Source organism: Anaerotignum faecicola, assembly GCA_024460105.1.
GTDB lineage: Bacteria > Bacillota > Clostridia > Lachnospirales > Anaerotignaceae > JANFXS01.
Genome location: JANFXS010000003.1, coordinates 219,103 through 241,322 on the forward strand (window position 1 = coordinate 219,103; position 22,220 = coordinate 241,322).

17 protein-coding genes are annotated in these 22,220 nt (G+C 37.5%); 4 read left to right on the plus strand and 13 right to left on the minus strand.

The features are described 5' to 3' along the window. Positions 1-139 precede the first annotated feature (139 nt). Both NE664_05975 and NE664_05980 read left to right on the plus strand, forming a co-directional pair. Positions 140-1,147, plus strand: coding sequence for an FAD:protein FMN transferase (locus tag NE664_05975; GenBank protein MCQ4726210.1), 1,008 nt, complete (start codon positions 140-142; stop codon positions 1,145-1,147). Between the two features lie 11 nt (positions 1,148-1,158). Beyond that, positions 1,159-1,932 (plus strand): IclR family transcriptional regulator, encoded by a 774-nt coding sequence (locus NE664_05980; GenBank protein ID MCQ4726211.1) that lies wholly within the window; start codon positions 1,159-1,161, stop codon positions 1,930-1,932. Positions 1,933-2,730: 798 nt separating this feature from the next. Here NE664_05980 and NE664_05985 read toward each other — a convergent pair. The 10 genes from NE664_05985 to NE664_06030 all read right to left on the minus strand — a co-directional run bounded on the left by NE664_05985 (position 2,731) and on the right by NE664_06030 (position 16,173). After that, complete coding sequence (locus tag NE664_05985) at positions 2,731-3,303, minus strand: hypothetical protein (protein ID MCQ4726212.1); 573 nt, start codon at positions 3,301-3,303, stop codon at positions 2,731-2,733. Next, a complete protein-coding gene (locus NE664_05990; GenBank protein MCQ4726213.1) occupies positions 3,281-4,450 on the minus strand; it encodes an aminotransferase class I/II-fold pyridoxal phosphate-dependent enzyme in 1,170 nt (389 codons plus the stop codon). Before NE664_05990 ends, NE664_05985 begins: the two co-directional genes overlap by 23 nt. 155 nt (positions 4,451-4,605) lie before the next feature. Beyond that, complete coding sequence (locus tag NE664_05995; GenBank protein MCQ4726214.1) at positions 4,606-7,287, minus strand: tetratricopeptide repeat protein; 2,682 nt, start codon at positions 7,285-7,287, stop codon at positions 4,606-4,608. A gap of 25 nt (positions 7,288-7,312) precedes the next feature. Further along, positions 7,313-7,948, minus strand: a complete 636-nt coding sequence (locus NE664_06000) for a RecX family transcriptional regulator (protein ID MCQ4726215.1) — start codon at positions 7,946-7,948, stop codon at positions 7,313-7,315. A gap of 71 nt (positions 7,949-8,019) precedes the next feature. After that, on the minus strand, positions 8,020-9,219 hold the full coding sequence (recA, locus tag NE664_06005; protein MCQ4726216.1) for a recombinase RecA: 1,200 nt from the start codon (positions 9,217-9,219) through the stop codon (positions 8,020-8,022). A 47-nt stretch (positions 9,220-9,266) separates the two neighbouring features. After that, complete coding sequence (locus NE664_06010) at positions 9,267-10,163, minus strand: DMT family transporter (GenBank protein MCQ4726217.1); 897 nt, start codon at positions 10,161-10,163, stop codon at positions 9,267-9,269. Next, complete coding sequence (locus NE664_06015) at positions 10,163-11,407, minus strand: competence/damage-inducible protein A (protein ID MCQ4726218.1); 1,245 nt, start codon at positions 11,405-11,407, stop codon at positions 10,163-10,165. The genes NE664_06010 and NE664_06015 overlap by 1 nt, the downstream gene beginning before the upstream one ends. 11 nt (positions 11,408-11,418) lie before the next feature. Next, on the minus strand, positions 11,419-11,952 hold the full coding sequence (gene pgsA, locus NE664_06020; protein ID MCQ4726219.1) for a CDP-diacylglycerol--glycerol-3-phosphate 3-phosphatidyltransferase: 534 nt from the start codon (positions 11,950-11,952) through the stop codon (positions 11,419-11,421). Between the two features lie 5 nt (positions 11,953-11,957). Then, complete coding sequence (gene rimO, locus NE664_06025; GenBank protein ID MCQ4726220.1) at positions 11,958-13,292, minus strand: 30S ribosomal protein S12 methylthiotransferase RimO; 1,335 nt, start codon at positions 13,290-13,292, stop codon at positions 11,958-11,960. Between the two features lie 19 nt (positions 13,293-13,311). Next, the gene (locus tag NE664_06030) at positions 13,312-16,173 is read right to left on the minus strand and encodes an FtsK/SpoIIIE domain-containing protein (GenBank protein MCQ4726221.1); all 2,862 of its coding nucleotides are present in this window, start codon (positions 16,171-16,173) and stop codon (positions 13,312-13,314) included. Between the two features lie 142 nt (positions 16,174-16,315). On the opposite strand from NE664_06030, the gene NE664_06035 reads away from it, so the two are divergent. After that, positions 16,316-17,350 (plus strand): acyltransferase, encoded by a 1,035-nt coding sequence (locus NE664_06035; protein ID MCQ4726222.1) that lies wholly within the window; start codon positions 16,316-16,318, stop codon positions 17,348-17,350. A gap of 15 nt (positions 17,351-17,365) precedes the next feature. Then, positions 17,366-18,529 carry a 5-(carboxyamino)imidazole ribonucleotide synthase gene (locus NE664_06040; GenBank protein MCQ4726223.1) on the plus strand — a complete coding sequence of 388 codons (1,164 nt, stop codon included), beginning with the start codon at positions 17,366-17,368 and terminating at the stop codon, positions 18,527-18,529. A 486-nt stretch (positions 18,530-19,015) separates the two neighbouring features. Here the strand turns inward: NE664_06040 and NE664_06045 are convergent, their stop codons facing one another. From NE664_06045 to NE664_06055, 3 genes are read right to left on the minus strand one after another with little or no spacing between them, the layout of a single operon-like run. Continuing rightward, positions 19,016-20,065 (minus strand): cysteine protease StiP family protein, encoded by a 1,050-nt coding sequence (locus tag NE664_06045; protein ID MCQ4726224.1) that lies wholly within the window; start codon positions 20,063-20,065, stop codon positions 19,016-19,018. Beyond that, complete coding sequence (locus NE664_06050; protein MCQ4726225.1) at positions 20,066-21,196, minus strand: phosphoribosyltransferase family protein; 1,131 nt, start codon at positions 21,194-21,196, stop codon at positions 20,066-20,068. Then, a complete protein-coding gene (locus tag NE664_06055) occupies positions 21,183-22,211 on the minus strand; it encodes an HpcH/HpaI aldolase/citrate lyase family protein (GenBank protein MCQ4726226.1) in 1,029 nt (342 codons plus the stop codon). The genes NE664_06050 and NE664_06055 overlap by 14 nt, the downstream gene beginning before the upstream one ends. Positions 22,212-22,220 lie beyond the last annotated feature (9 nt).

Here is a 22,220-nt window from a genome sequence, read left to right on the forward strand (position 1 = left end):
CATTGTATTATATTTTATAAGTTTTACATTGTCAACCATTTTATTTAATAGGTTTACAATTCTGTTGTTAAAATTGTTGTTTGAAGTTGAATTTTGCTGTATAATAGTAACTCAGAATAAAAAAGGAGAATTATAATTCATGAGAAAACTAATGATTTTATTAATTTCAGTCCTTATGTTTTCCGGCTGCACCCCAAAACAGGCTGAACCTGTATCACAAACCAGCTTTCTTCTTAATACTATATCAACAATATCAGTTTACAACATGCCGGAAGAAAAAGCCAATAAGATAATAGAAGATACATTTGCCTTATGCAGTGAATATGAAAATAAGCTCAGCAAAACAATAAGCTCCAGTGAGATAAGCAAAATTAACAGCAGTAACGGGGAATGGGTGGAAGTAAGCGACGAAACCGCCGAACTTATAAATTTATCGCTTAAATACAGCGAAATATCAAACGGAAAGTTTGACATAACAATATCCCCTGTGACAGATTTATGGGATTTTAACGGAAACGGCTCGAAAAAACCGGCTGAACACGAAATAGCCGAAGCCCTTAAACATGTCGGATATGAAAATATTGAAATTAGCGGCAATAAAATACGGCTTTCCGATCCTAAAGCATCAATAGATCTCGGCGGAATTGCAAAAGGCTTTATCGGCGACAAAGCAAAAGAATTTATGCTTGAAAACGGAGTTTCAAAAGCAATTATATCTTTGGGAGGCAATATACTCCTAATAGGCCCTGAAGATGAAGACCCTCTTTTTTCCGTAGGTATACAAGAGCCGTTTTCACAAACAGGCGTCTTATTCGGCAAATTATATTTAAAAGATACATCGGTTGTTACGTCAGGCGTATATGAAAGGTTTTTATATGATAATAACACCCTGTATCATCATATACTTGATACAAACACAGGATATTCGGCAAATACAGGCTTAAATTCTGTAACAATCATATCATCGTCATCAGCAGACGCCGATGCCCTCAGCACGACGTGTTTTCTTCTCGGAGCCGAAAAAGGTATGGAATTAATCGAAAATACCGATGATACCGAAGCTGTATTTATAACCGATAAAAACGAACCGATATATTCATCCGGTATAAACAAAACAATTAAATTTGAGACAGTTAACAATCAATAAAGGAGAATTTTATGAACCCGACTGAACACCGCACCACAAACAGAGTTCTTGACATACTTGAATTATTGGCGTCAAGTGAAACAGGATACAGTTTAACAGAAGTTTCAAAAATTATAGGGGCTCCGAAAAGCAGCATATTTCCTATGATACACACGCTTGAAAGCAGGCATTATATATCTCTTAATCCAAATACTCTCAAATATACAATCGGCGTCAGCACATTCGCAATCGGTTCTACATATGTAAATAACCAGAATCTTCTTTCTCACATTAGCGAAGAAATGTCAAAACTTGTTGAAATATGTAATGAAACTTGCAGCTTGGGAATACTTGACGGACCTAATGTGCTTTATATTGCAAAAAAAGACTCACCTCAGTCGCTTCGTCTTGTAACGTATGTCGGCAAGCAAGTTTCCGCCAACTGCACAGCCCTCGGCAAGTGCCTTCTTTGTAAAATGCAGTTTGAAGAAATACTTGAATTATTTCCCGATAAAATGCCTTCATGCACAAAATATTCGATTACGGATATCAACATATTTTACAATCAGCTTAAACAGGTTGAAGCAGAAGGTTTTGCATATGAAAACGAAGAATTTTCAGAACAGATACAATGCATAGCCGTCCCAATAATGAAAAACGGCAAACCAATAGTTGCCGTAAGCGTATCAATTCCGAGTTTTAGAAATGATAATAAAAAAATCGAAATTATAAAGCGAGAACTTCTTAACATTAAGCTTAAAGCAGAACTTCTGCTCAGAAATTCCGATATGAGTCTTAAACCGTAATATCATGGTATAATTATGCATAAAATCCCATTATGAAAACAAAAATATTTTCCTAATGGGATTTTATTTCCATAAGCCTATAAAAATATTTCCTTCCTCCGGCTTAAAAAATTCGCCGCGCAAATAATTATATCACATCCTAAAATTCAAACATCATCTCTTCTTAATATCAAAATAAATCATTAACATATAAAACATGTTTTATAGATTTATGTTATTCTGAAATCAAAACCTTATGTATTTCTAAAATCCGTAAAAATATAATAACAAAAAAATTAATCCTCTGCTTTTTAATTCCCTATAAAACTTTACACTATAAAAGAATTAATATAAATACACAGCTTCAGTTTACAAGAACATACACACCCCATCATGAAAAATTTTCCGCATTTCCATGTTGCATACGCTTGCCGTAGGCTCCGCTGTGCCGGCTCGTGCATCTTGAACTGCAAAAAATTTTCCCCTTGCGATATCGAGAGTTTTAACAGGCATTAGCAGTATAAGAGCAGGGCAAATATGCACAGGCGCAGCGGGTTCCTACGTCAAGCGGCTTTAACACAGCCATTACGCCGCTAACGTCCGTTAAAACCATGTGTGCTCTTGTAAACTGAAGCTATTATAAATTTAAATCAAATTAATTTAAAGTTACAGAATTAAAGTCAAAATACATTTTCCATGTTGTAATGAAATTCCCACTTTCTGTCTAAAAACCGAATTATTATATAATTATATATAATAGCAGTAGGTCAAAGTTTATTAAAATTTCATTTCATTATATCATTTATACTCCATCCAAAATCATTTCTTATATGCCGAAACATAGAACTTGCCTTTTTCACCGCACCCGTCTGAAACAAAAATATACAGTCGGCATTTGCTTTTTAAATATTGTTCAGCCAATAAAACAGCCTTTTCATTGTCATATTCGAGAAACTCAATAAAGCTTTTCTTAACGCTTTCAGCCGTTTCCCTTCCTCCGTCGAAAACAGCCCCAAATCTGCCTGAAAAAGCAATACAGTAAAGCCCGTTGCCTATATAATCGATATCGTCGTCCGCCGACTCGCCTTCGATAAAAGGATTTCCTATTATTCCGCCGCTGTTATATTTAACCCCTTCAACAAACACGCTTGCTCCAACTGCAAACACCTCTTTGATTGAAATACTGACAATTAATCGGTTTAAATTTAAGTCAACTATATATTCGTCATGTGTTTCCTGAAAAACTGCGCTGCTTATACCGTTTTTATATTCACTGCATGCCTTTGCGGCATATCCCATTTTGCATATGCCGCAAACTTTAATGCGTATACCGTTTTTTGTAGCGCTCTCCGTCAAAAATATTTCCATCTCATTTAATATGTTTTTTAACAAAAATCTCAATCCTATCAAGCGCCTCTTCTATATTTTCAACCGAATATGCATATGAACAGCGGATAAACCCTTCCCCACATTCGCCGAACGCAGTTCCCGGTACAACGGCAACTTTCTGGTCATAGAGAAGTTCTTTGCAGAAGTCTTTACTTTTCATGCCCGTCTTTTGTATACTTGGAAAAACATAAAACGCTCCCCTCGGCTCAAAACAATCAAGCCCCATCTGCCTGAAACGCCCTACAATCAATTTTCTCCTTGCATCATATGCTTCCCGCATAATTTCTATATCATTGTCCCTGTCCGCTCCCCTTAACGCCTCAATACCCGCAAACTGGCTTGGCGTCGGAGCGCACATGGCAATATACTGATGTATTTTATTCATATTATAAATAAACTCCTCCGGGCCGGCCGCATATCCCAAACGCCATCCTGTCATGGCAAACGCTTTTGAAAAACCGTTTAACACAATAGTCCTTTCGTACATTCCCGGAAGCGAAGCAATGGAGGCATGCCTTCCTCCGTAAGTAAGTTCCGAATATATTTCATCGCTTATTACAATTATGTCATTTTCAATTATTACTTTTGAAATCGCCGCCAGATCATCAATTTCCATTATACCGCCTGTAGGGTTATTAGGATATGGCAGTATAAGAGCTTTTGTTTTTGGAGTTATACAAGCTTTAAGCTCGTCAGGGGTAAGCCTGAATTCATTTTCGGCTTTTGTAACAATAGGTACTGCAATACCGCCGCACATGGTTATACAAGGCTTATAGCTTACATATGAAGGCTCCACAACAAGAACCTCGTCGCCGGGATTAACCAAGGCCCTCAAGGCTAAATCAATTCCCTCGCTTGCTCCTATTGTAACAAGTATCTGATGCTCAGGCGCATATTGTATATCATACCTTTCATCGAGATAATCGGAAATTGCTTCCCTAAGTTCAATCATTCCGGTATTAGAAGAATATGACGTAAGGCCTTTTTCAATGGAAGAAATAGCCGCTTCTCTGACATGCCACGGCGTTTCAAAATCCGGTTCGCCAACGCCAAGCGAAATAGCGTCTTTCATCATATTTGCAACGTCAAAAAATTCCCTGATGCCGGAACTCGGCATATCTATGATTCCTTTTGCGATATATTTAGACATAAAATAAACCTCTTTGCTTATAAAATTATTAGAATTGATATAATCTTTATAATACCATAAAGTATATATATTTATCTACCTAAAATTAAAAAATATGTTTAAAAAGGCCGCATAATGCATATTTACATTAAGCAGCCTCTTTTAAATTACCGATTTTATTTTTCCCGGCCTTTAAAATATTTGCTGTCGCAAAACTTACTGGAAGGATTGCTTTCAACCAAAGCTTTTAATTCTTCAAACTGAATATCAGCCTTTTCAAGTTCTTTGGATTTTAAAAATAATTTAGCTTTTTCATAAATTACCGAAGCATATTCATCCGATTTGTTTCCAAATTCATCTTTGTATATCTGCCCGCATTTATTCAATAATGTTTCCGATACGGCATACTTTTTTAACTCTGCATTCAACTTTGCCATTTTAAATACAATATCTGCAAAATCAGCGGTTTCACCATCTTTATTTACAATTATCACAGATACTTCATGCATACATTCGAGAGCTTCTGTTTTCTTTCCTGTCCTTTTATACAAGACTGCCAGCTTCAAAAGGTCGTTTAAATATTCCCGGCTGTCATCACCGATAAGCCTTCTTATTGAAACGCTTAAATTCATATTTGAAACCGCTTTCTCATAGTCCTTATTTTTTTCGTCAATAACGGCCATTTTTTTTGTTACGTCGGAAAAAATAAGGCTCTCCGTTCCAATATATTTTTCCATAAAATTCTTTACATTTTCAAAATGTTTATAAGCCTCATTATAATCTTTCCGTTCAAATTCACACATTCCAAGCCCAACGCCGCCAAGATAACTTACGGAATCATCATCGTTTGAACTGGCCTTTAAAAAATAACCGTAAGCTTTATCAATTTTCTTATCTTTTAGAAGGGCGTTTCCCATAAAAACAGATATCTCTCCTATGGATCTTCCTTTGTCCCCGACAATTATAAATTCTGTTTCAAGAGCCTTTACAAGCAATTTTTCACCTTCCGGCAAATTGCCTGTTTCAACCAGAAGTTTGCCTTCCGCCTTCAATGCATCGGCATACTGAAGGCTGCATTCTCCATATTTACACAATATTATATTTTTAGCGCTTTCGAGTATTTCAAATGCGCGTTTCTCTTCACCGGTTTTGGCATAAAGAAAAGCATATTTTAAGATTATGTCAAGCCTTTCCTCATTGTTTTTGCACCCAGAAAGCTCAACCGCTTTTAAAAAATGTTCAAGGGCTTTTTCGTATTGTCCCAGCTCACTATAATATTTGCAAAGTTCTATTCTGGAATTTCTTAATTCGTTTACAGTATCTTTAAAATCCGGGTTATCATCGCCCATGGCAATTTTTTGTATTTCCATTGCATATTCAAAATCGCTTACAGCCGTTTCAAACTTACCGCATTTCATTTCAGCCATAGCTAAATAATAAAGGCCCCTGGCAAACCTAGGGTGGTTTCTTCCATAAATATGTTTCCTGATGGAAAGAGCTTCTTCCATATATTCAACGGCCGCCTTAAAATTACATTTATTAAAGTTCGTTTCAGCCATAAACTGTAAATTTACAATGTACGGCATATCGTTGTCAGCCTTTATATTTTTCCTAATCCTCAAAGCTTCTTTAAAATACTCCTCAGCCCTATTGTAGTTTTTCTCTTTTAAACATAAACGCCCCAACGCGGTTAATGCGTCTATATATAAAGAATCGTTTTCACCCGAAAGCTGTTTCCTCAATATTCTGGCTTCATTATACTTTTCAAAAGCCATTTCAAAATCTCCCTTTTCGCTGTAAACATGGCCAAGGCTTTCAATACCGATTGTGTAGCTTAATGTTCCTTCGCCCACATTTTTTTTCTTATAGTCAAGGGATTTTAATATATACTCGGCTGCATCGTCGCATTTTCCCATTTTTAAATAATCAAGCCCTATATTGTTAAGGCAGTCGGCATAAAATTGATGTTCCTCGCCTACAAGATTTTTTAATACTGCAAGAGCCTCTTTATGCGTTGCGAGGGCCCTGCCGTAATCTTTCTTTTTTATAAAAGCATTTGCAAGCGAATTCAGGTTTGTTATATAATCTAAATGTGTTTTTTCAAGAAGTGTTTTTCTTGCCTCAATAGCCCTTTTATAGTAAACGACAGCTTGATCGTAAAGCTTTGATTTCTCACAAACCGCTGCCGCTTCAAGAAGGGTTGACAAATAATAAAAGTTTTCCTTGCCGCCTTCCATTTTTATAATTTCAATAGCTTTGCTGTAATTTGAAATAGATTTCTTAAACATTCCCTTAACGGCGTATACTCTTGCACAGCCGCAAAGTATATCGGCATAATCGCTTTTTGAAAAATCTGTCCTTTTTTCAGCAAGTTTCATGGCTGCTTCAAAATTTTCCAATGCTTTTTCATAATTTTTCAGATCCTCATAAGCATTTGCAAGGTTATACCTGCCTATTATACAGTCATTGTGAGTTTCAGGAAGGTTGTTTTCCCTTATTTTCAGCGATTTTTTATGCAACGCCAACGCTTCGTTGTAATTTCCCTCAAGACTTATTGACACGGCCATGTTCCCTATTGTATCGGCATATGTCAAATCATTTTCACCAAGAAGCCTGCTTCTTATTTCAGCGGCGTTTTTATAACAGCTTACCGCTTTAGAATGAGCCATTACATCATCATAAACAATAGCCATATTATTTATATCATTAGCATATTCAAGGCTTTTTGTGTCTTTATTGTCCTTATACAATTTTATAATTTGATTTCCTAGGCGCAGCGCTTCAGTATATTCGCCGTCGTTATAGGCATTAAAAAAGTCGCTGCGCAGTTTAACGATTTCCCCTATGTAATGAGCCATTTTTACCTCCCGGTACATTTTCTGGTTATATATCCGAATTATCAATTTTAATTTCTAAATCCAAAAACGCTTCTTTTATTATATCATAAGAATAGCCTCTTCTCAGTAGAAATTCTTGGAGCCTGCGTTTTTCTTTAAAAGAAATTTTCCTGTTCCCCTTCAGCTTCTTTTCTAAAAGCTGCTGCGCGCCCTTTGTTTCATTGAGTTCTTCGTCAATAAAAGCTTTATCTATTATTCCGTCCTTAACGCCTAATTCCCTTAATTTACATCGTACGGCATATCTTCCTTTAGGATTCAATTTTGAACACTGCCGTATATAAGCCTTAGAATATTCCAAATCGTTTAAATAATTATATTTTTCAAGAAATTCAATAACTCTGTCTGTAACATCGCTGTCATAACCGCTGTCGTTAAGTTTTCTTAAAACTTCTTTTTCCGTACGCATTTTATATCCGAGAAACTTGAGAGCTGTATCCTGAGCTTTAATATATAAAACTGTATCTTTAATATAATTGTACTTCTCCTCTGATATTTCATAGCCCTCTTTAATCTTAAAATAAAGTATATCCTCCATTATAAGCCCAAAAGCAAATTCTCCGTCTATAAAAATATTATATCTTTCTTTATCTTTTTTTTGCTGTTTAATAGATGTTACTATCATATTTATACCCCTTAAATTATAAAAACTGCCCAAGCCATAAATAACCGGGCAGTTTGCAGACGTTGGCCTTTCTACTCCATAAAAAGTTCATTTGACGCGTCGTCTTTATCTTCTTCAAGTTCATTCAAAAAATCAGCCTCAAATTCATCGTCAGCATCCTTTTTGCCTTTTGATTTCTTTTTGTTTGCGGCAATTTCTTCTTGCGAAATTTCTCCCGTAATTTCTACTTTATTTCCATCCGAATCAAAGCCGTAATATGCCCTCACTTTTGCATCAATTTCCTTAGCAATATCAGGGTTTTCAATTATAAACTGCTTTGCATTTTCACGTCCCTGGCCTATTCTCGTTTCACCATATGAAAACCACGATCCGCTTTTTTTAACTATACCGAGATCAGTGGCAAGGTCAAGTATATCTCCCTCTTTTGAAATTCCCTTGCCATACATTATATCGAATTCAGCCACTTTAAACGGAGGGGCAATCTTATTTTTTGATATTTTTGCTTTAGTTCTGCTTCCGACAATTTCATCCCCCTGTTTAATAGCTTCCTGTTTCCTGATTTCGATCCTGACGGAAGCATAAAATTTCAGCGCCCGTCCGCCGGTTGTGGTTTCGGGATTTCCATAAGCTATTCCTATTTTTTCCCTCAGCTGGTTAATAAATATAACCGTACAATTAGTCTTGCCGATTATACCGGTCAATTTCCTCAGTGCCTGACTCATGAGCCTTGCTTGAAGCCCCACATGGCTGTCTCCCATTTCGCCCTCAATTTCGGCACGCGGAACAAGGGCGGCGACAGAATCGACAATTATAATGTCAATGGCTCCGCTTCTAACCATAGTTTCAGTAATTTCAAGAGCTTCCTCACCGTCGCTTGGCTGTGATATATAAAGATTGTTTATATCTACGCCAAGAGCTTTTGCATACAAAGGATCGAGCGCATGCTCCGCATCCACAAAACCGGCGATTCCTCCTTTTTTCTGAACTTCGGCAACCATATGTAAAGCTACCGTTGTCTTTCCCGACGACTCCGGGCCGTAAATCTCAACTATACGACCTTTCGGCACCCCTCCGGCCCCAAGAGCAATATCAAGGCTCAATGAACCTGTCGGCGTAACTTCCACATTCATCTTATGGTCGTTATCGCCAAGCTTCATTACAGCTCCGTCTCCGAATTTTTTTTCTATATACCCCAAAGCTGCCTCAAGGGCTTTTTCCTTGCTTTCAAATTGTTTATCTAAATCTTTTTTTAAATTTTTCTTCTCAGCCATATATACCTCCGGTAATCAAAAAGCAAACTTATGTTCTGTATTTTATATCATTTAGCTTTTCCAGTCAATAATTTGCCGGCAAAGTTTAAATAAAATTTCGGTTTTATTTCCGCTGTAATAACAGCGGCAAATATAAGGGAACAGCCGACCAACATCCTAAAGCTGATTTGTTCGCCGTAAAAAACAGCTGAAGAAACAGCGGCAAAAACCGATTCCGACGTTATTATAATAGACGTGCTTGTCGGAGTTGTAACTTTCTGACCAATACTTTGAAAAAGGAAATATAAAAATGTACAGAATATACCCGAAACCAACATCATTATTATATCAAACGCTTTCGGAAAAGGAAGCGCGGCATGTTCAAATAAAGATACTGCCACCGCTAAAATCATAACCACAACGCTTTCAACAATAGTGAGACTTACAGGACTGCACTGCGAAACATATCTGTCCATAATAACTATTTGAAATGCAAACATTACCGCCGCTCCAAATGAAATTACCGCTCCAAGACTTATTTCCATTTTCTCGTTAAGAGACAACATTGCAACGCCAATTACCGCTAATAAAGCTCCCAAAACGGCGTATATATCAGGCCGCTTCTTAAATACTGCCCATACAATAAAAGGAACTATCACAGCAGTTGTACATGAAAGGAAAGCGTTTACAGACGGCGTAGTACGTTTAAGGCCCTCCATAAGCATAAAGAAAAGCATAAACAATAAAATCCCCATAACGGCGCCGCCTTTAAGCTCTTTTTCAGTAATCCTCTTTAATTCTTTTATATAAAACAAACACATAAAAATAACAGCTATTATATATCTGATCGCAACACACTGTATAGGGGTATACCCTGCATCTAACACATTTTTCATTGCCACAAAGCCAAAGCCGCCCATTGCCGCCGCCAAAAAAAGCAGAGCCGTTCCCTTCCTTTTGCTCATTAAACCTCTTCCTCCGCCAAAATTGTACGCCTTAGCCAGTCAAAAACAGAATCAACCGTTTTTTCCCGTATCCTCTCACGGTTGCCGACCATATGCAGTTCTTTGGTTTTGACTTTTCCTTTGTAGTACATGCCTATAAATACCATTCCAACAGGTTTTTCGGGCGTTCCTCCTCCAGGTCCAGCAATACCCGTAGTTGAAAGGCCTATATCGGTTTTTGCCGCTTTTGCAATGCCATAAGCCATTTCTTCCGCAACTTCATGGCTTACGGCTCCGTATTTTTCAAGCGTTTCTCTTTTTACGCCAAGCCTTCTCATTTTTGCATCGTTACTGTATGTAACGTCGCCCTCGACAAATATCTTTGATATGCCCGGAATGTCCGTAAATCTTGAAGCAAGGAGCCCCCCCGTACAGCTTTCGCTTACAGCCGCGGTAAGCCCTCTTTCCATGAGCATGCCGCATGTAACTTCGCTTATTGTCGTATCTCCCTCGGCGTATAAATCCGAACCTAGCCTTCTGTAAATTTCATCTGCCACAGGCTTAATAATATCATTCGCCTCATCCTTGCTTTTTGCTTTGGCAGTAAGACGGACAACAGCCTCAAACTTTTTCACATATGTTGCAATGGTAGGATTTGTTTGATTGTCAATAAGATCTATAAGCCTGTTTTCCAGTTCGCTTTCGCCTATTTTAGAAACTCTCAACACCCTTGAAACAAATGTATACTCCTGTTTAGCGGCAAGGAACGGCTCTGCATATTCTTCAAACATCGGTATAAGTTCCCTCGGAGGCCCCGGCAGCATTATAAGTATTTTATTTCCGTCCTCCACAATAATTCCCGGCGCAGTTCCGTTTTTATTGTACATAACAATAGAACCTTCAGGAACTCGAACCTGTTTGAGATTATTATCTGTCATTTTCCTGTTAAGCTTTGCAAAAAAGCCTTTCAGCATTTCAAGGGCTTTTTCGTCATATACAAATTTTTTGCCGAAATATTTTGTACATGTTTCTTTTGTTATATCGTCCTCCGTAGGCCCCAGCCCTCCGGAGGTAATAATAAGATCCGCTCTGCCAAATGCATTTTTAACTGCTTGGGAAAGCCTTTCCTCATTGTCTCCTACCACTGTTTGAAAATGTACGTCTATTCCCAAAGCCGCAAGCTTTTTTGATATATACTGAGCGTTCGTATTAACTATATCTCCAAGCAAAAGTTCAGTTCCGACAGCTAAAATTTCTGCTTTCATTTAATGTCACCTTACCCTTTTAAAACGTTAATATTTTTAACTATATAGTCAACTCCTGATATTATAGTTAAAACAGCAGAAACGTATATAAGTATTTGTTCAATTATATTGCCTTGAAACGCCCCGCTTAAAACAATTATTATCATAATCATTTGGCTTACGGTTTTAGCTTTTCCCCACATGCTTGCCGCAATAACGACTCCCGTTTCCACAGCTATAAGCCTGAAGCCCGTTATTATAAATTCACGGCTGATTATAACAATAACTATCCACGCCGCAATATCCTCAAGTTCAACCATAGAAATAAGCGCCGCGGCAACAAGAAGCTTATCGGCAAGCGGATCCATAAATTTTCCGAAATTTGTAACAAGATTGTATTTTCTTGCTAAATGTCCGTCAAGGTAGTCAGTAAACGACGCTATGATAAATATAACAACCGCAATATACCTGTTCAACGGTTCAGCGGCAATCCCGCTTAAAAGCACGACGAGGAAAACGGGAATCATTATAACTCTCGCCAGTGTCAGTTTATTTGGCAAATTCATATCCATTAAATAACCGCCTCCCCATATACGTCATAATCGCCCGCTTTATTTATTAAAACGTCCGTAAAGTCGCCTGTTAAAAGCTCTTCGTCGCTTTTTACAAATACAAGCCCGTCAATATCCGGCGCATCCTTGTAGCTTCTGCCGCAGTATACGTTTTCATGCGGCAATTTGCCTTCAATTATAACCCTGATTCTTTCGCCTACAAGTTTTTCACATTTTTGCGCCGATATGCTTTTTTGAATATCCAATATTGTTTCTTTGCGTTCAAGCTTAACTTCTTCGTCAATCTGGCCTTTAAGTTTCGCCGCCGGCGTTCCTTCCTCTTGAGAATATGTAAATACTCCGAGGCGGTCAAAGCGAAGCTCCTTTATAAAATTAACCGTTTCGTCAAATTCCTGTTCGCTTTCATCCGGAAATCCGGTAATAACAGTAGTCCTAAGAGTTATATCAGGCATAGCCTGTCTCAGTTTGGACACCTTTTCGGAAATTATGCCGGCCGTATTTCGGCGTCCCATCCTTTTAAGTACGGTATCACAGCCTGACTGTATCGGCATATCAAGGTAATGGCATATCTTCTTTTCCCTTGCCATAATCTCTATAGTTTCATCGGTAATATGTTCTGGATAGCAATACAATATCCTGATCCATTCTATGCCTTCAACTTTGCAAAGCTTTTCAAGCAAAGTATGAAGACACTTTTCCCCATATATATCTTTTCCGTAAAGCGCCGTATCCTGCGCAACAAGTATAAGTTCTTTAATGCCTTTTTCGGCAAGCATTTCGGCTTCTTTTACAAGGCTTTCCAAAGAACGGCTCCTGTATTTTCCCCTAAGCGAAGGTATAACACAGTATGTGCATCGGTTGTCGCATCCTTCCGCTATTTTAAGGTATGCATAGTGTCCTGCCGTCGATACTAGCCTTAAAAGAGAATTATTTTCATTTTCCATAGGCAGATTAATATCCGTAAGCTCCGTAACTTTTTCTCCGTTATATACCCTTTTTGCCACGTCGATTATTTTTTCATATGCCGTTGTGCCTATAATTGCGTCAACTTCGGGCAGTTCTTTAAATATTTCGCTTTGATACCTTTGCCCCAGGCATCCTGCAACTATAATTCCCCGGCACGACCCCCCCCTTTTATACTCGCCCATTTCAATTATAGTTTCAATGCTTTCTTCAAGAGCGTCCTGTATGAAACAGCATGTATTTATAACAATTATATCGGCCGCGCCTTCGTCGCTTACAACAGTAAATCCCTCTTCTGCACATATTCCGAGCATAACTTCGCTGTCTACAAGGTTTTTATCACATCCGAGCGAAACAAAAGCTATTTTAATTTTCATCTGCAAATTCTCCTTATTCTTCTTCGTTGGTTGGATATCTCATTTCATTAAGCTGAATTTTTGTTATAAGAACTTTACGCGGCTTGCTTCCTTCTTCCGGGCCGACAATACCGCGTTCTTCAAGTTCGTCCATAAGTCTTGCCGCCCTGTTATAGCCTATCCTAAACTGGCGCTGAAGCATCGATACGGACGCTTTCTGCTTTTCCACTACAAGATCGCATGCCTCGTCATAATGTTCGTCGGACGGCTCCCCTTTTTCTCCTGACTGTCCGGCGGCCGTAATAGTGTCTATCATTGATTGGTCATATTTTGTGTTCTTTCCTTTTTTTACAAACTCAACGATATTCTCAACTTCCTTATCAGTTACAAACGCCCCCTGTATCCTAACCGGCTTGCTCATTCCAACGGGATAAAAAAGCATGTCCCCTTTTCCGAGCAGCTTTTCGGCGCCTACGCTGTCAAGTATCGTTCTTGAATCTATACCGCTTGAAACGGCAAACGCAAGTCTTGACGGTATGTTTGCCTTTATAACCCCAGTTATAACGTCAACCGACGGTCTTTGCGTTGCAATTATAAGATGCATGCCAGCCGCCCTTGCCATCTGAGCAAGTCGGCATATGGCGTCCTCAACGTCGCCCGGAGCAGCCATCATAAGATCTGCAAGTTCATCTATAACTATTACAATCTGCGGCATAAGATCCGTTTCGTCCTTATCGTTTTTCATACGGTTATAACCTTTAATGTCACGCACATTATGTTCGGCAAAACATTGATAGCGGTTAAGCATTTCCCTTACGGCCCAATTTAAAGCTCCCGCCGCTTTTTTAGGATCCGTAACAACAGGTATAAGCAAATGAGGTATTCCGTTATATACGCTTAATTCAACAACCTTCGGATCAATAAGCAGAAGTTTTACCTCTTGAGGAGTTGATTTATAAAGAAGACTTGTAATCAAAGTATTTATGCATACGCTTTTGCCGCTTCCGGTTGCCCCCGCAATCAGAAGGTGGGGCATTTTTGCAATATCCGTAACAATCGCGCTTCCCGCAATGTCTTCTCCAAGCGCAAAAGCAAGTTTTGATGGGAAATTCTTAAATTCTTCGCTCTCAATCACGCTTCTCAGATAAACGGACTGAGGTTCCCTGTTCGGCACTTCAATTCCAACGGCGGCTTTTCCCGGAATAGGCGCTTCAATCCTGATGCCTGTCGCCGCAAGGTTAAGCGCAATGTCATCTGCTAGGTTTACAATTTTGCTTACTTTAACTCCTTGTTTAGGAGTAAGTTCATATCTTGTTACAGTAGGCCCTTTATTTATTTGTATAACTTTAGCTTCAACGCCGAAACTTCCGAGGGTTTCTTCAAGCTTTTTAGCGTTCGCTATCATATCGGTTTTCGTATCGCCGCCGGACTGCGGAGGTTTCCTGCCCAAAAGGTCTATAGGCGGAAATTCATATTCTTCTTCGATTTCTTCATCTTCGTCAAGCATATCTTCAAAATCATCGTTATTTTTAATATTTTCGTTTTCTTTAACTTCTCTTTTTTCATTTTCGCCTGTAATTATTTCATTCATTTCCGGCGTTTCTTCCGCAGAACCGCTGTTTTCTTCTCCTGACTGCTCCTTCTCATTTTCAGGATATGAAAATTCCTCGGAAGTTTCCGCAAATTCTTCTTGATTATCAACTTCCGTTAAATCCTCTTCATCTGCCGTGCGGGATTCCTCAATCTCCTCCTCCGGTTCTTCATTTATTATATTATCAATATTTTGGCCCGCTATATTAATTATAGGTTCTTCAAAATCATCTTCTTCGGCAACAGGCTCGGCGCTGTTTTCATCATACATTTTAAGAACCGCGACAGGCTCCTCATCTACATCTTCCGCAAAACCGAGTACTTCAATAAGTTTTTGCGTTTTTTCTTTTATACCAAGGCTGATTGGCTTATAAGCAGGCTTGTCCTCAACATAATCGGCTTTGGCAATCTCCTTTTCTTTTTGTTTATCTTCATATTCAATTTCTTTAATCTGCCCTGAATCCGCCTCGTCAATGGGGAAATTAAAGTTTCTGTTTTTAGTGTTCTTTTCATGCGCCGATCTGTAGTCGCCATATACGTCATAGTCCTCGTAATCATCATAATCTTCATAGTCGGCATATTTAGAACGCCTTTTTTCTTCTCTTTCACGGATATTTTCCGCTTTGGCTTTAATTTTGGCTTCTCTGACTTTCATATGCCCGCTGACTGCGTCCGCAATACTTTCAATCCCCGTAAACAACGACTTTCCGGTGCTCAGCATAAGTCCTATTATTATAATCGCCGTTAATACAATATAACTTCCCCATCCTATTGAGCTTTTAAGCCCCAAAGCAATAAGGCCGCCGAAAAGGCCGCCGTTAAGGCCGGAACCTTCTTTATAAAATAAGGAAACCGTTTCCATGAAACCGTAATTTGACAAATTAAGGTTTTCGCTGTCAAATATCATTTGGAACATAGCCGCAATGCCCAGAATAAACATAGCAAGCCCGATGATTTTCACCCATGCAAAATCATGTTCCCTTTTTAGTATAATCCAAATACAAAAGCCAATTGAAGCTATGGGAAGAAGAAATGCGCCCGTACCCAACAAGCCTTTGAAAAGGCCGCCTACGGCTCCTCCGATAACTCCGAATTTGCTTGTACACAGACTTAAAAATACGAGAAATGAAACAATCATAATTATAAGAAGTATTATTTCATCATAAATTGTATCTCCAAATCTCTTTTTCTGCTGCTTAACACTTCTTTTTGATGTATTTTTTTTTGCAGTGGCCGCTTTCTTTCCGCCCGCCGTTTTTTTTCGCGTTGAAGTTGTTTTTCTTGTCCTACCGGAATTCTCTGCCATTAACATATACCCCTAACATTTTACATAATTTCCTAACAGCTAATTATACCACTAAAAAAAGCAATTTGCATTTAAATTAAAAAAATATTTTCTAAAATTATATATCTATGGTATAATTAACTTCAAATGAGGTGTTATATTTATGGATACGGCAAAAAAAGAAATCATAACGGCAAACGCCTTGTTATGCTTAATGGTAATATTCATACATGTATCTTCCATACCGATTACAACCCTTCCTAAAGACGGTTTGTCTTATTTAATTATATTTATTCCATGGCGGCTTTCAGCTTTTGTTGTACAGGGATTTATATTTCTGTCAGGGCTTAAAATGTTTTTGAAAGACAATAAAAATATCAGTTATAAAAAATATTATATTTCAAGATTTAAAAAAATAGTTGTTCCGTATATAATATGGGTTGTTGTCTATTACTTATATTTCTGCTTCATTGCGCAGTATTACCCGTTTGATGTTAAACATCTCCTAACGCATATGTTCCGCGGAACGCTTGTAAGCCCTTTTTATTTTATAATTGTAATAATACAATTTTACGCGCTCGCCCCTTTATGGCAGAAACTTTACAGGAATATACGGCCTTCGATTACATTTATATTATCGCTTGCAGTAACAATCATATTAGGCATGTATCTACCGGCCATTATAGAATATATAACAAACGGATACATATTTAATTACAACGACAGGGTTTTTACAAAATATCTCGTTTACTGGTCAATGGGCGCCATAGCCGGCCTTAACTATGATAGATTTATAGAGATGATAAAAAATAAAGCTGTAATCATATCGGTCTTATTTATATCTTTGTCCGCGGCGGATCTATATTTCAGCTATAAATCATTCGCACTTTCATACAGCGTGGCTTTTCTGGAAAACATGCATGTTTTTTATTGCATTTCAGCAATACTCTTTATAATGCTTTTAAGTACAAAAATAAGGCCAAACAAAGCAATTTCATCTGTAAGCAGCGTAAGTTACAGTATTTTCTTAAGCCACTGTTTAGTTATCTACATAATAAACAGGTGCTTTGAAATATACGGAACCCATGGTATACTTATTGACTTTATAATAAGATTTATATTTACATATGCCATAACTTTATCGTTCTGCCTTTTGTATAAGCATATAATATATTATTTAAAAAGAATACATAATTAATACGGAGGAAATATAATGGAAAATATACATAAAAAAATAGGGATAATAGGCGGCGGCCAATTAGGCCAAATGATGATTTTGGAAGCAAAAAAGATGGGATTTTATATAACCGTTTTAGATCCTACCCTTCACTGCCCTGCCAACACATTAGTTGACGAACATATAGTTGCGGATTTTGAAGATGAAAAAGCAATACGTCGGCTTGCAGAAAAAAGCGACGTTATTACATATGAATTTGAACATATAAATTCAAAGGTTCTTAAAGAGTTGGAAAAAGAAGGTAAAAAAGTTTATCCTACTGCTTCCAGTCTTGAAATAATACAAAATAAATATTCACAGAAATGCCTTTTAAAAGAAAACGGAATTCCCGTACCAGACTTTATTGAAATCAGGAATGTTGAAGATATACTTACGTCCGGAAAAAAATTCGGTTATCCTATGTTATTAAAAGCGGCTACAGGCGGATATGACGGCAAAGGAAACTATGTTGTTAAAAATGCCGACGACGCCGAAAACGGATACAAATTCCTCGGCAACGGCTCACTGCCGTTAATGGCAGAAAAATTCTTTCCATTTACTATGGAAATTTCAGTTCTTGCCTGTCGTTCGATAGACGGCGACATTAAAGTATACCCAGTGGCCGAAAACATACATTTCGACAATATACTGGATAAAACAAAAGTTCCTGCCGGAATAGATGACGCAACAACAAAGAAGGCTATGGAGCTTGCAAAACGTGTTATGGAAGTTTTTAACGGTGTCGGAATGTTCTGCACGGAAATGTTTGTTGACAGTTCAGGAAACGTAGCCGTAAATGAGGTTGCGCCACGCCCTCACAACAGCGGCCATTATACAATAGAAGCATGCGTTACAAGCCAATTTGAACAGCATATAAGGGCCGTAAGCGGTCTGCCCCTAGGCGACGCATCTCTTATACGCCCGGCAGTTATGCGCAACATCCTCGGGGAAAACGGATTTAAAGGAAAAGCCGTTGTAAAAGGCGCCGACAACTGCCTCAAAGTTCCCGGAGTAACCCTTCACATTTACGGAAAAGAAGAAAGCAAAGGAAAACGCAAAATGGGACATCTGACTGCAACTGCCAACAGACTGGAAGATGCGGAAAAAAATGCCGACAATGCTTTTAAAAGCATTATTATTACAGGGAGTGAGAAAATATAATCATTCTCATAATCACTACGATATATTATCCCATAAGTAAAGTACAATACAATCATATGATTTGAAACCAAACTCATGAAATAAAAATTAGTTTTTTAATTAAATGTAAAGCTTTGAATTATAAATCTGTCCGCTTAATTTAAAAAAACTTATAAAATAAAAAACATCCTGAAGAAATTGAAACTCTTTTCAAGATGTTTTTTTATTGTTCAGACTCATAAACTATTACATATAAATACAATATTTATTTTTATTATTTATGATTCGCAAATTGAATTAGAAAACTATAAATTAAAACGCTTAACTAAAAATCAACTTATTCTTATTATATTTTTAAACCATAATTATCAGAAAAATATTATTAAAAACAAAAATTTCCATACTGATATTTTCTTTTGATTTCAAGCGGAAAATATCATAGTAAAACAAGACTGCCTATTTAATACTATATTTGATTCATAAGCGTTTTATGTAACTCCTTTTAAATTAAATATCGCCGTACTCCTTGATTATGCCGCATGCCCTGTAATTTTCCAAAGGATATAATACAACTTCAACATTTTTCTCTTCTGCAAGCTGAAATATATGTTTTAAAGAAATATCATCGGCATATTTTTCGTTTATGAGTATTTTCCATGGAACACGCCTTAAAAGCACTCTCGTAGTTTCCCCTATTCCGGGTTTAATCAAATTTACATCGTTTATTTTAAAGTTTGCGGCAATCTCCTCAACTTCACTGTATCCGCTGCGGCATTTTTTTGTATCATTAAATTCAATATTATCTTTAAAATTTTTTTCAACACATTCTATAAAATCATAAGTTAAATCCTCTTTCAAAAGCTCCCCATAATAAACGGCGCCGTGAAAATCACTGCCTTTTATTATATCGTTTCTTAAAAAAGTCCTGCTTATAAGCCCTGAAACAGTGCAGTTCAAACATGAACTCGGAATTAAAATATCCTCATGCGTACCGCACAACTCCGTCATATTGGCAGGATCTGCAAGCACAGCCAATTCAGGTGAAACGCCTCCGTATGGAGCAACCGCCTCTTTCAGCACATTCAAAATAGCCCCTTTTCCAATCCAACCGTCAACAAACTGTATAAGTTCGGCCGGGTATCTTTTAAGCAGATAGTCGATTGCATTTTTGTCAATTCCCCGTCCGCGTATAATCGAAATTGTATAATGCGGTATTTCAATATTCCATATATCTTTAAAATATCTTTTTATAAGCACGCCTATTGAGGTTCCTGCCCTCGCAAGCGAAACAAGGACAACTTTTTCCCCTTTTTTATTTAATATTTTTTGGGACACAACGGCAACTGCATTTGCCGTATCCTCAGAAAATATATTTAATGCATTCCTGTAAACTTCCATATATTTTTCCGTAGGTTTATATTCAACAGGAAGCATTTCACTGTAATGGGTTCCGCTTTGAATCAGCTTTTCCCTCTCTTCGGTAGCTATCGGATTAACAATTCCCGTTATATCTTTCAAGAGTATCGTAACGTCTTCATTTTTATATGTGCTCCGCAATTATTCTCCCCACCTTACTGCATAAATATTTTTACAGCCGCAGCCTTCCAACGCGCCGCACATGGATTCTATCCCTTCATCGTTTCCTATACAATCATAAATCCAAATAACAGCGTCATAGCTTTCAAGGTTATAAATAAATGTTTTCCGCTCATTTTCGTATACGCTTTTAAGGCCATGCCTTGTTTTAATAGGGTATCCGTCGCTGCTGCTCGGAAGTATGGGGCTTCTCGTGCTTGCATGAAACTTTATGTCCGCACCAAGTTTATTAGCTAATTCATACGCAAATAAAAGCGGCGGAAACATAAATTCCTCCGTACCTAAAACAAGTATTTTCTTCCATATTTGATTTTTATTATCAATAAAATTAACCAGCTCTTTCGATAACTTTTCACATGATTTTAAATACCTTTGCACACATACCCCCATCCTGGGATCTTCCATTCCTGAAATATATAATCTCTGTAAATTCGGTTTCGCAAAGGATACTTCTTTTTTAAGCCTTTCATCAAATTTATATTTCTTCAGCCCGTTTATAATCTTACTGTTATCAATCCTTTCGATGAACATACATGAAATACCGTTTTTTTCAAAATCACTAATCGCTTTATCACTCATGCTGTTTAATATTGATAAAATTCCAAAATTAAGCTTTTTTAAACTGCCGTACCTGCTTTGTAATGCAGAAATTAAATTCAGTATAGTATTTCCTGTTGTAACCTCGTCTTCAACAAAAATAATACGATCTGTATTCTTTATAAAATATTCAAGGTTGTTTAAAACAAGTTTTTGTTCCGATGCATGGCTGTGTACCTCAGAAAAATTTAAATATCCATGCGCCCCATTGACATTTTCCCTTGTAGTATGGATATAGTACAATACGTTTTCACATGAAACAGATACAGATGCGCCTATAGCGGTTGCAGTTTCGGCAAATCCTATAAGAAAAAGTTTTTCTTCCCTATATCTGTCACAAAGAAGTTTTGCAAGCATATTAAACATGTTTAAAGCAGTTTCGGGGGCAACCGGCATATGTTTTCCTTGAAGAGGATTTACCAAAAGATACGGCCTAAGCTTATTATTATCCCTCATTGCAAATCTAACGAGGCTGTCTTTATCAAAATTCATCATCTTTGGACACCCCATAAAATTCTGCAAGGCATAAAATTTTTTCAGCCCATGCCAAATGCGTCTTAAGTTCATTCATCCTTTCACCGTTTCCGCTTTTAGAAACTCCAAGAGATCCGCAATTCCATCCCGAAATATCGCACGCATCATTGTAATCAGCCCTGCTTACCGCAAGACAACTGTTTACAGGCGCAATTTGCAACGGATGAATAACAGTTTTGCCAACAAACCCATTTAATATATCAAGGCGCGTTTCTCTTTTTAATCCTTCTTCCCACGCCATGCCTTTTCCTGCGAAATATTCCCATACAGGCCCTGAAACAACGTATTCACGTGAAAAAACAGTTAAAATATCCGCCAAGGCTGAACTGACTGTTTTTATATCATAAATAGTTTCTTCTAAATTTCTTCTAATTCCAAATTCCTTACAAAAATCGTTGCCCCCAACGCGAATATTTAAAACAAAATCCTTAACACAGTCAAGTTTTTCCTTAATTAAATAAAGTATATTATGTCTTGTCCTCAAGTCAATAATATCGCCGCTTTCTAATATCGGCATCATATAAATCCTTTCTTTTGAAACGCCGTTTATTTCTTTGATAGTTTCTATATAATCATCTGCACATCCTAAAGAAAATTTCGGAAACACATATCCGGCAATAATACGATAATACTCTTTAAGAAATCCGTTAATCTTTTTAAGCTGTGCGGCATTTCTCACCCTAACAAATATCAAAGGTATATCGATGTCTGAGATTCCTCCGCTTTTCCATTCGCCGTATATCTTCTTTACTGTATTTTCCAATTCCGCTTCAGCCTTTTCAACAGAATTATCACTTATAGAATCTTCAAGACACAGCGTTAGTGAATACGGCATACTCAAAGATTTGTTTATAACGCTGTCAGCTATAGAAGTATTTAAGGCCGGCGTATACAGCATGGCCCCTACAGCGTATTGAAGTTTATCCCTGTTCCAGTTTCTTTTTATGCCGCTTTTAATTTTATCAAACTGTTCCATTTTATCTCC

Excerpts from the sequence above, each read along its gene's own strand:
- NE664_06050 (MCQ4726225.1), bottom strand. The coding sequence starts at position 21,196 with ATGATGAATTTTGATAAAGACAGCCTCGTTAGATTTGCAATGAGGGAT.
- recA (MCQ4726216.1), bottom strand. The coding sequence starts at position 9,219 with ATGGCTGAGAAGAAAAATTTAAAAAAAGATTTAGATAAACAATTTGAA.
- NE664_06010 (MCQ4726217.1), bottom strand. The coding sequence starts at position 10,163 with ATGAGCAAAAGGAAGGGAACGGCTCTGCTTTTTTTGGCGGCGGCAATG.
- NE664_05995 (MCQ4726214.1), bottom strand. The coding sequence starts at position 7,287 with ATGGCTCATTACATAGGGGAAATCGTTAAACTGCGCAGCGACTTTTTT.
- NE664_06040 (MCQ4726223.1), top strand. The coding sequence starts at position 17,366 with ATGGAAAATATACATAAAAAAATAGGGATAATAGGCGGCGGCCAATTA.
- NE664_05980 (MCQ4726211.1), top strand. The coding sequence starts at position 1,159 with ATGAACCCGACTGAACACCGCACCACAAACAGAGTTCTTGACATACTT.
- NE664_05975 (MCQ4726210.1), top strand. The coding sequence starts at position 140 with ATGAGAAAACTAATGATTTTATTAATTTCAGTCCTTATGTTTTCCGGC.
- pgsA (MCQ4726219.1), bottom strand. The coding sequence starts at position 11,952 with ATGAATTTGCCAAATAAACTGACACTGGCGAGAGTTATAATGATTCCC.
- NE664_06035 (MCQ4726222.1), top strand. The coding sequence starts at position 16,316 with ATGGATACGGCAAAAAAAGAAATCATAACGGCAAACGCCTTGTTATGC.
- NE664_05990 (MCQ4726213.1), bottom strand. The coding sequence starts at position 4,450 with ATGTCTAAATATATCGCAAAAGGAATCATAGATATGCCGAGTTCCGGC.
- NE664_06015 (MCQ4726218.1), bottom strand. The coding sequence starts at position 11,407 with ATGAAAGCAGAAATTTTAGCTGTCGGAACTGAACTTTTGCTTGGAGAT.
- NE664_06055 (MCQ4726226.1), bottom strand. The coding sequence starts at position 22,211 with ATGGAACAGTTTGATAAAATTAAAAGCGGCATAAAAAGAAACTGGAAC.
- NE664_06030 (MCQ4726221.1), bottom strand. The coding sequence starts at position 16,173 with ATGGCAGAGAATTCCGGTAGGACAAGAAAAACAACTTCAACGCGAAAA.
- NE664_06000 (MCQ4726215.1), bottom strand. The coding sequence starts at position 7,948 with ATGATAGTAACATCTATTAAACAGCAAAAAAAAGATAAAGAAAGATAT.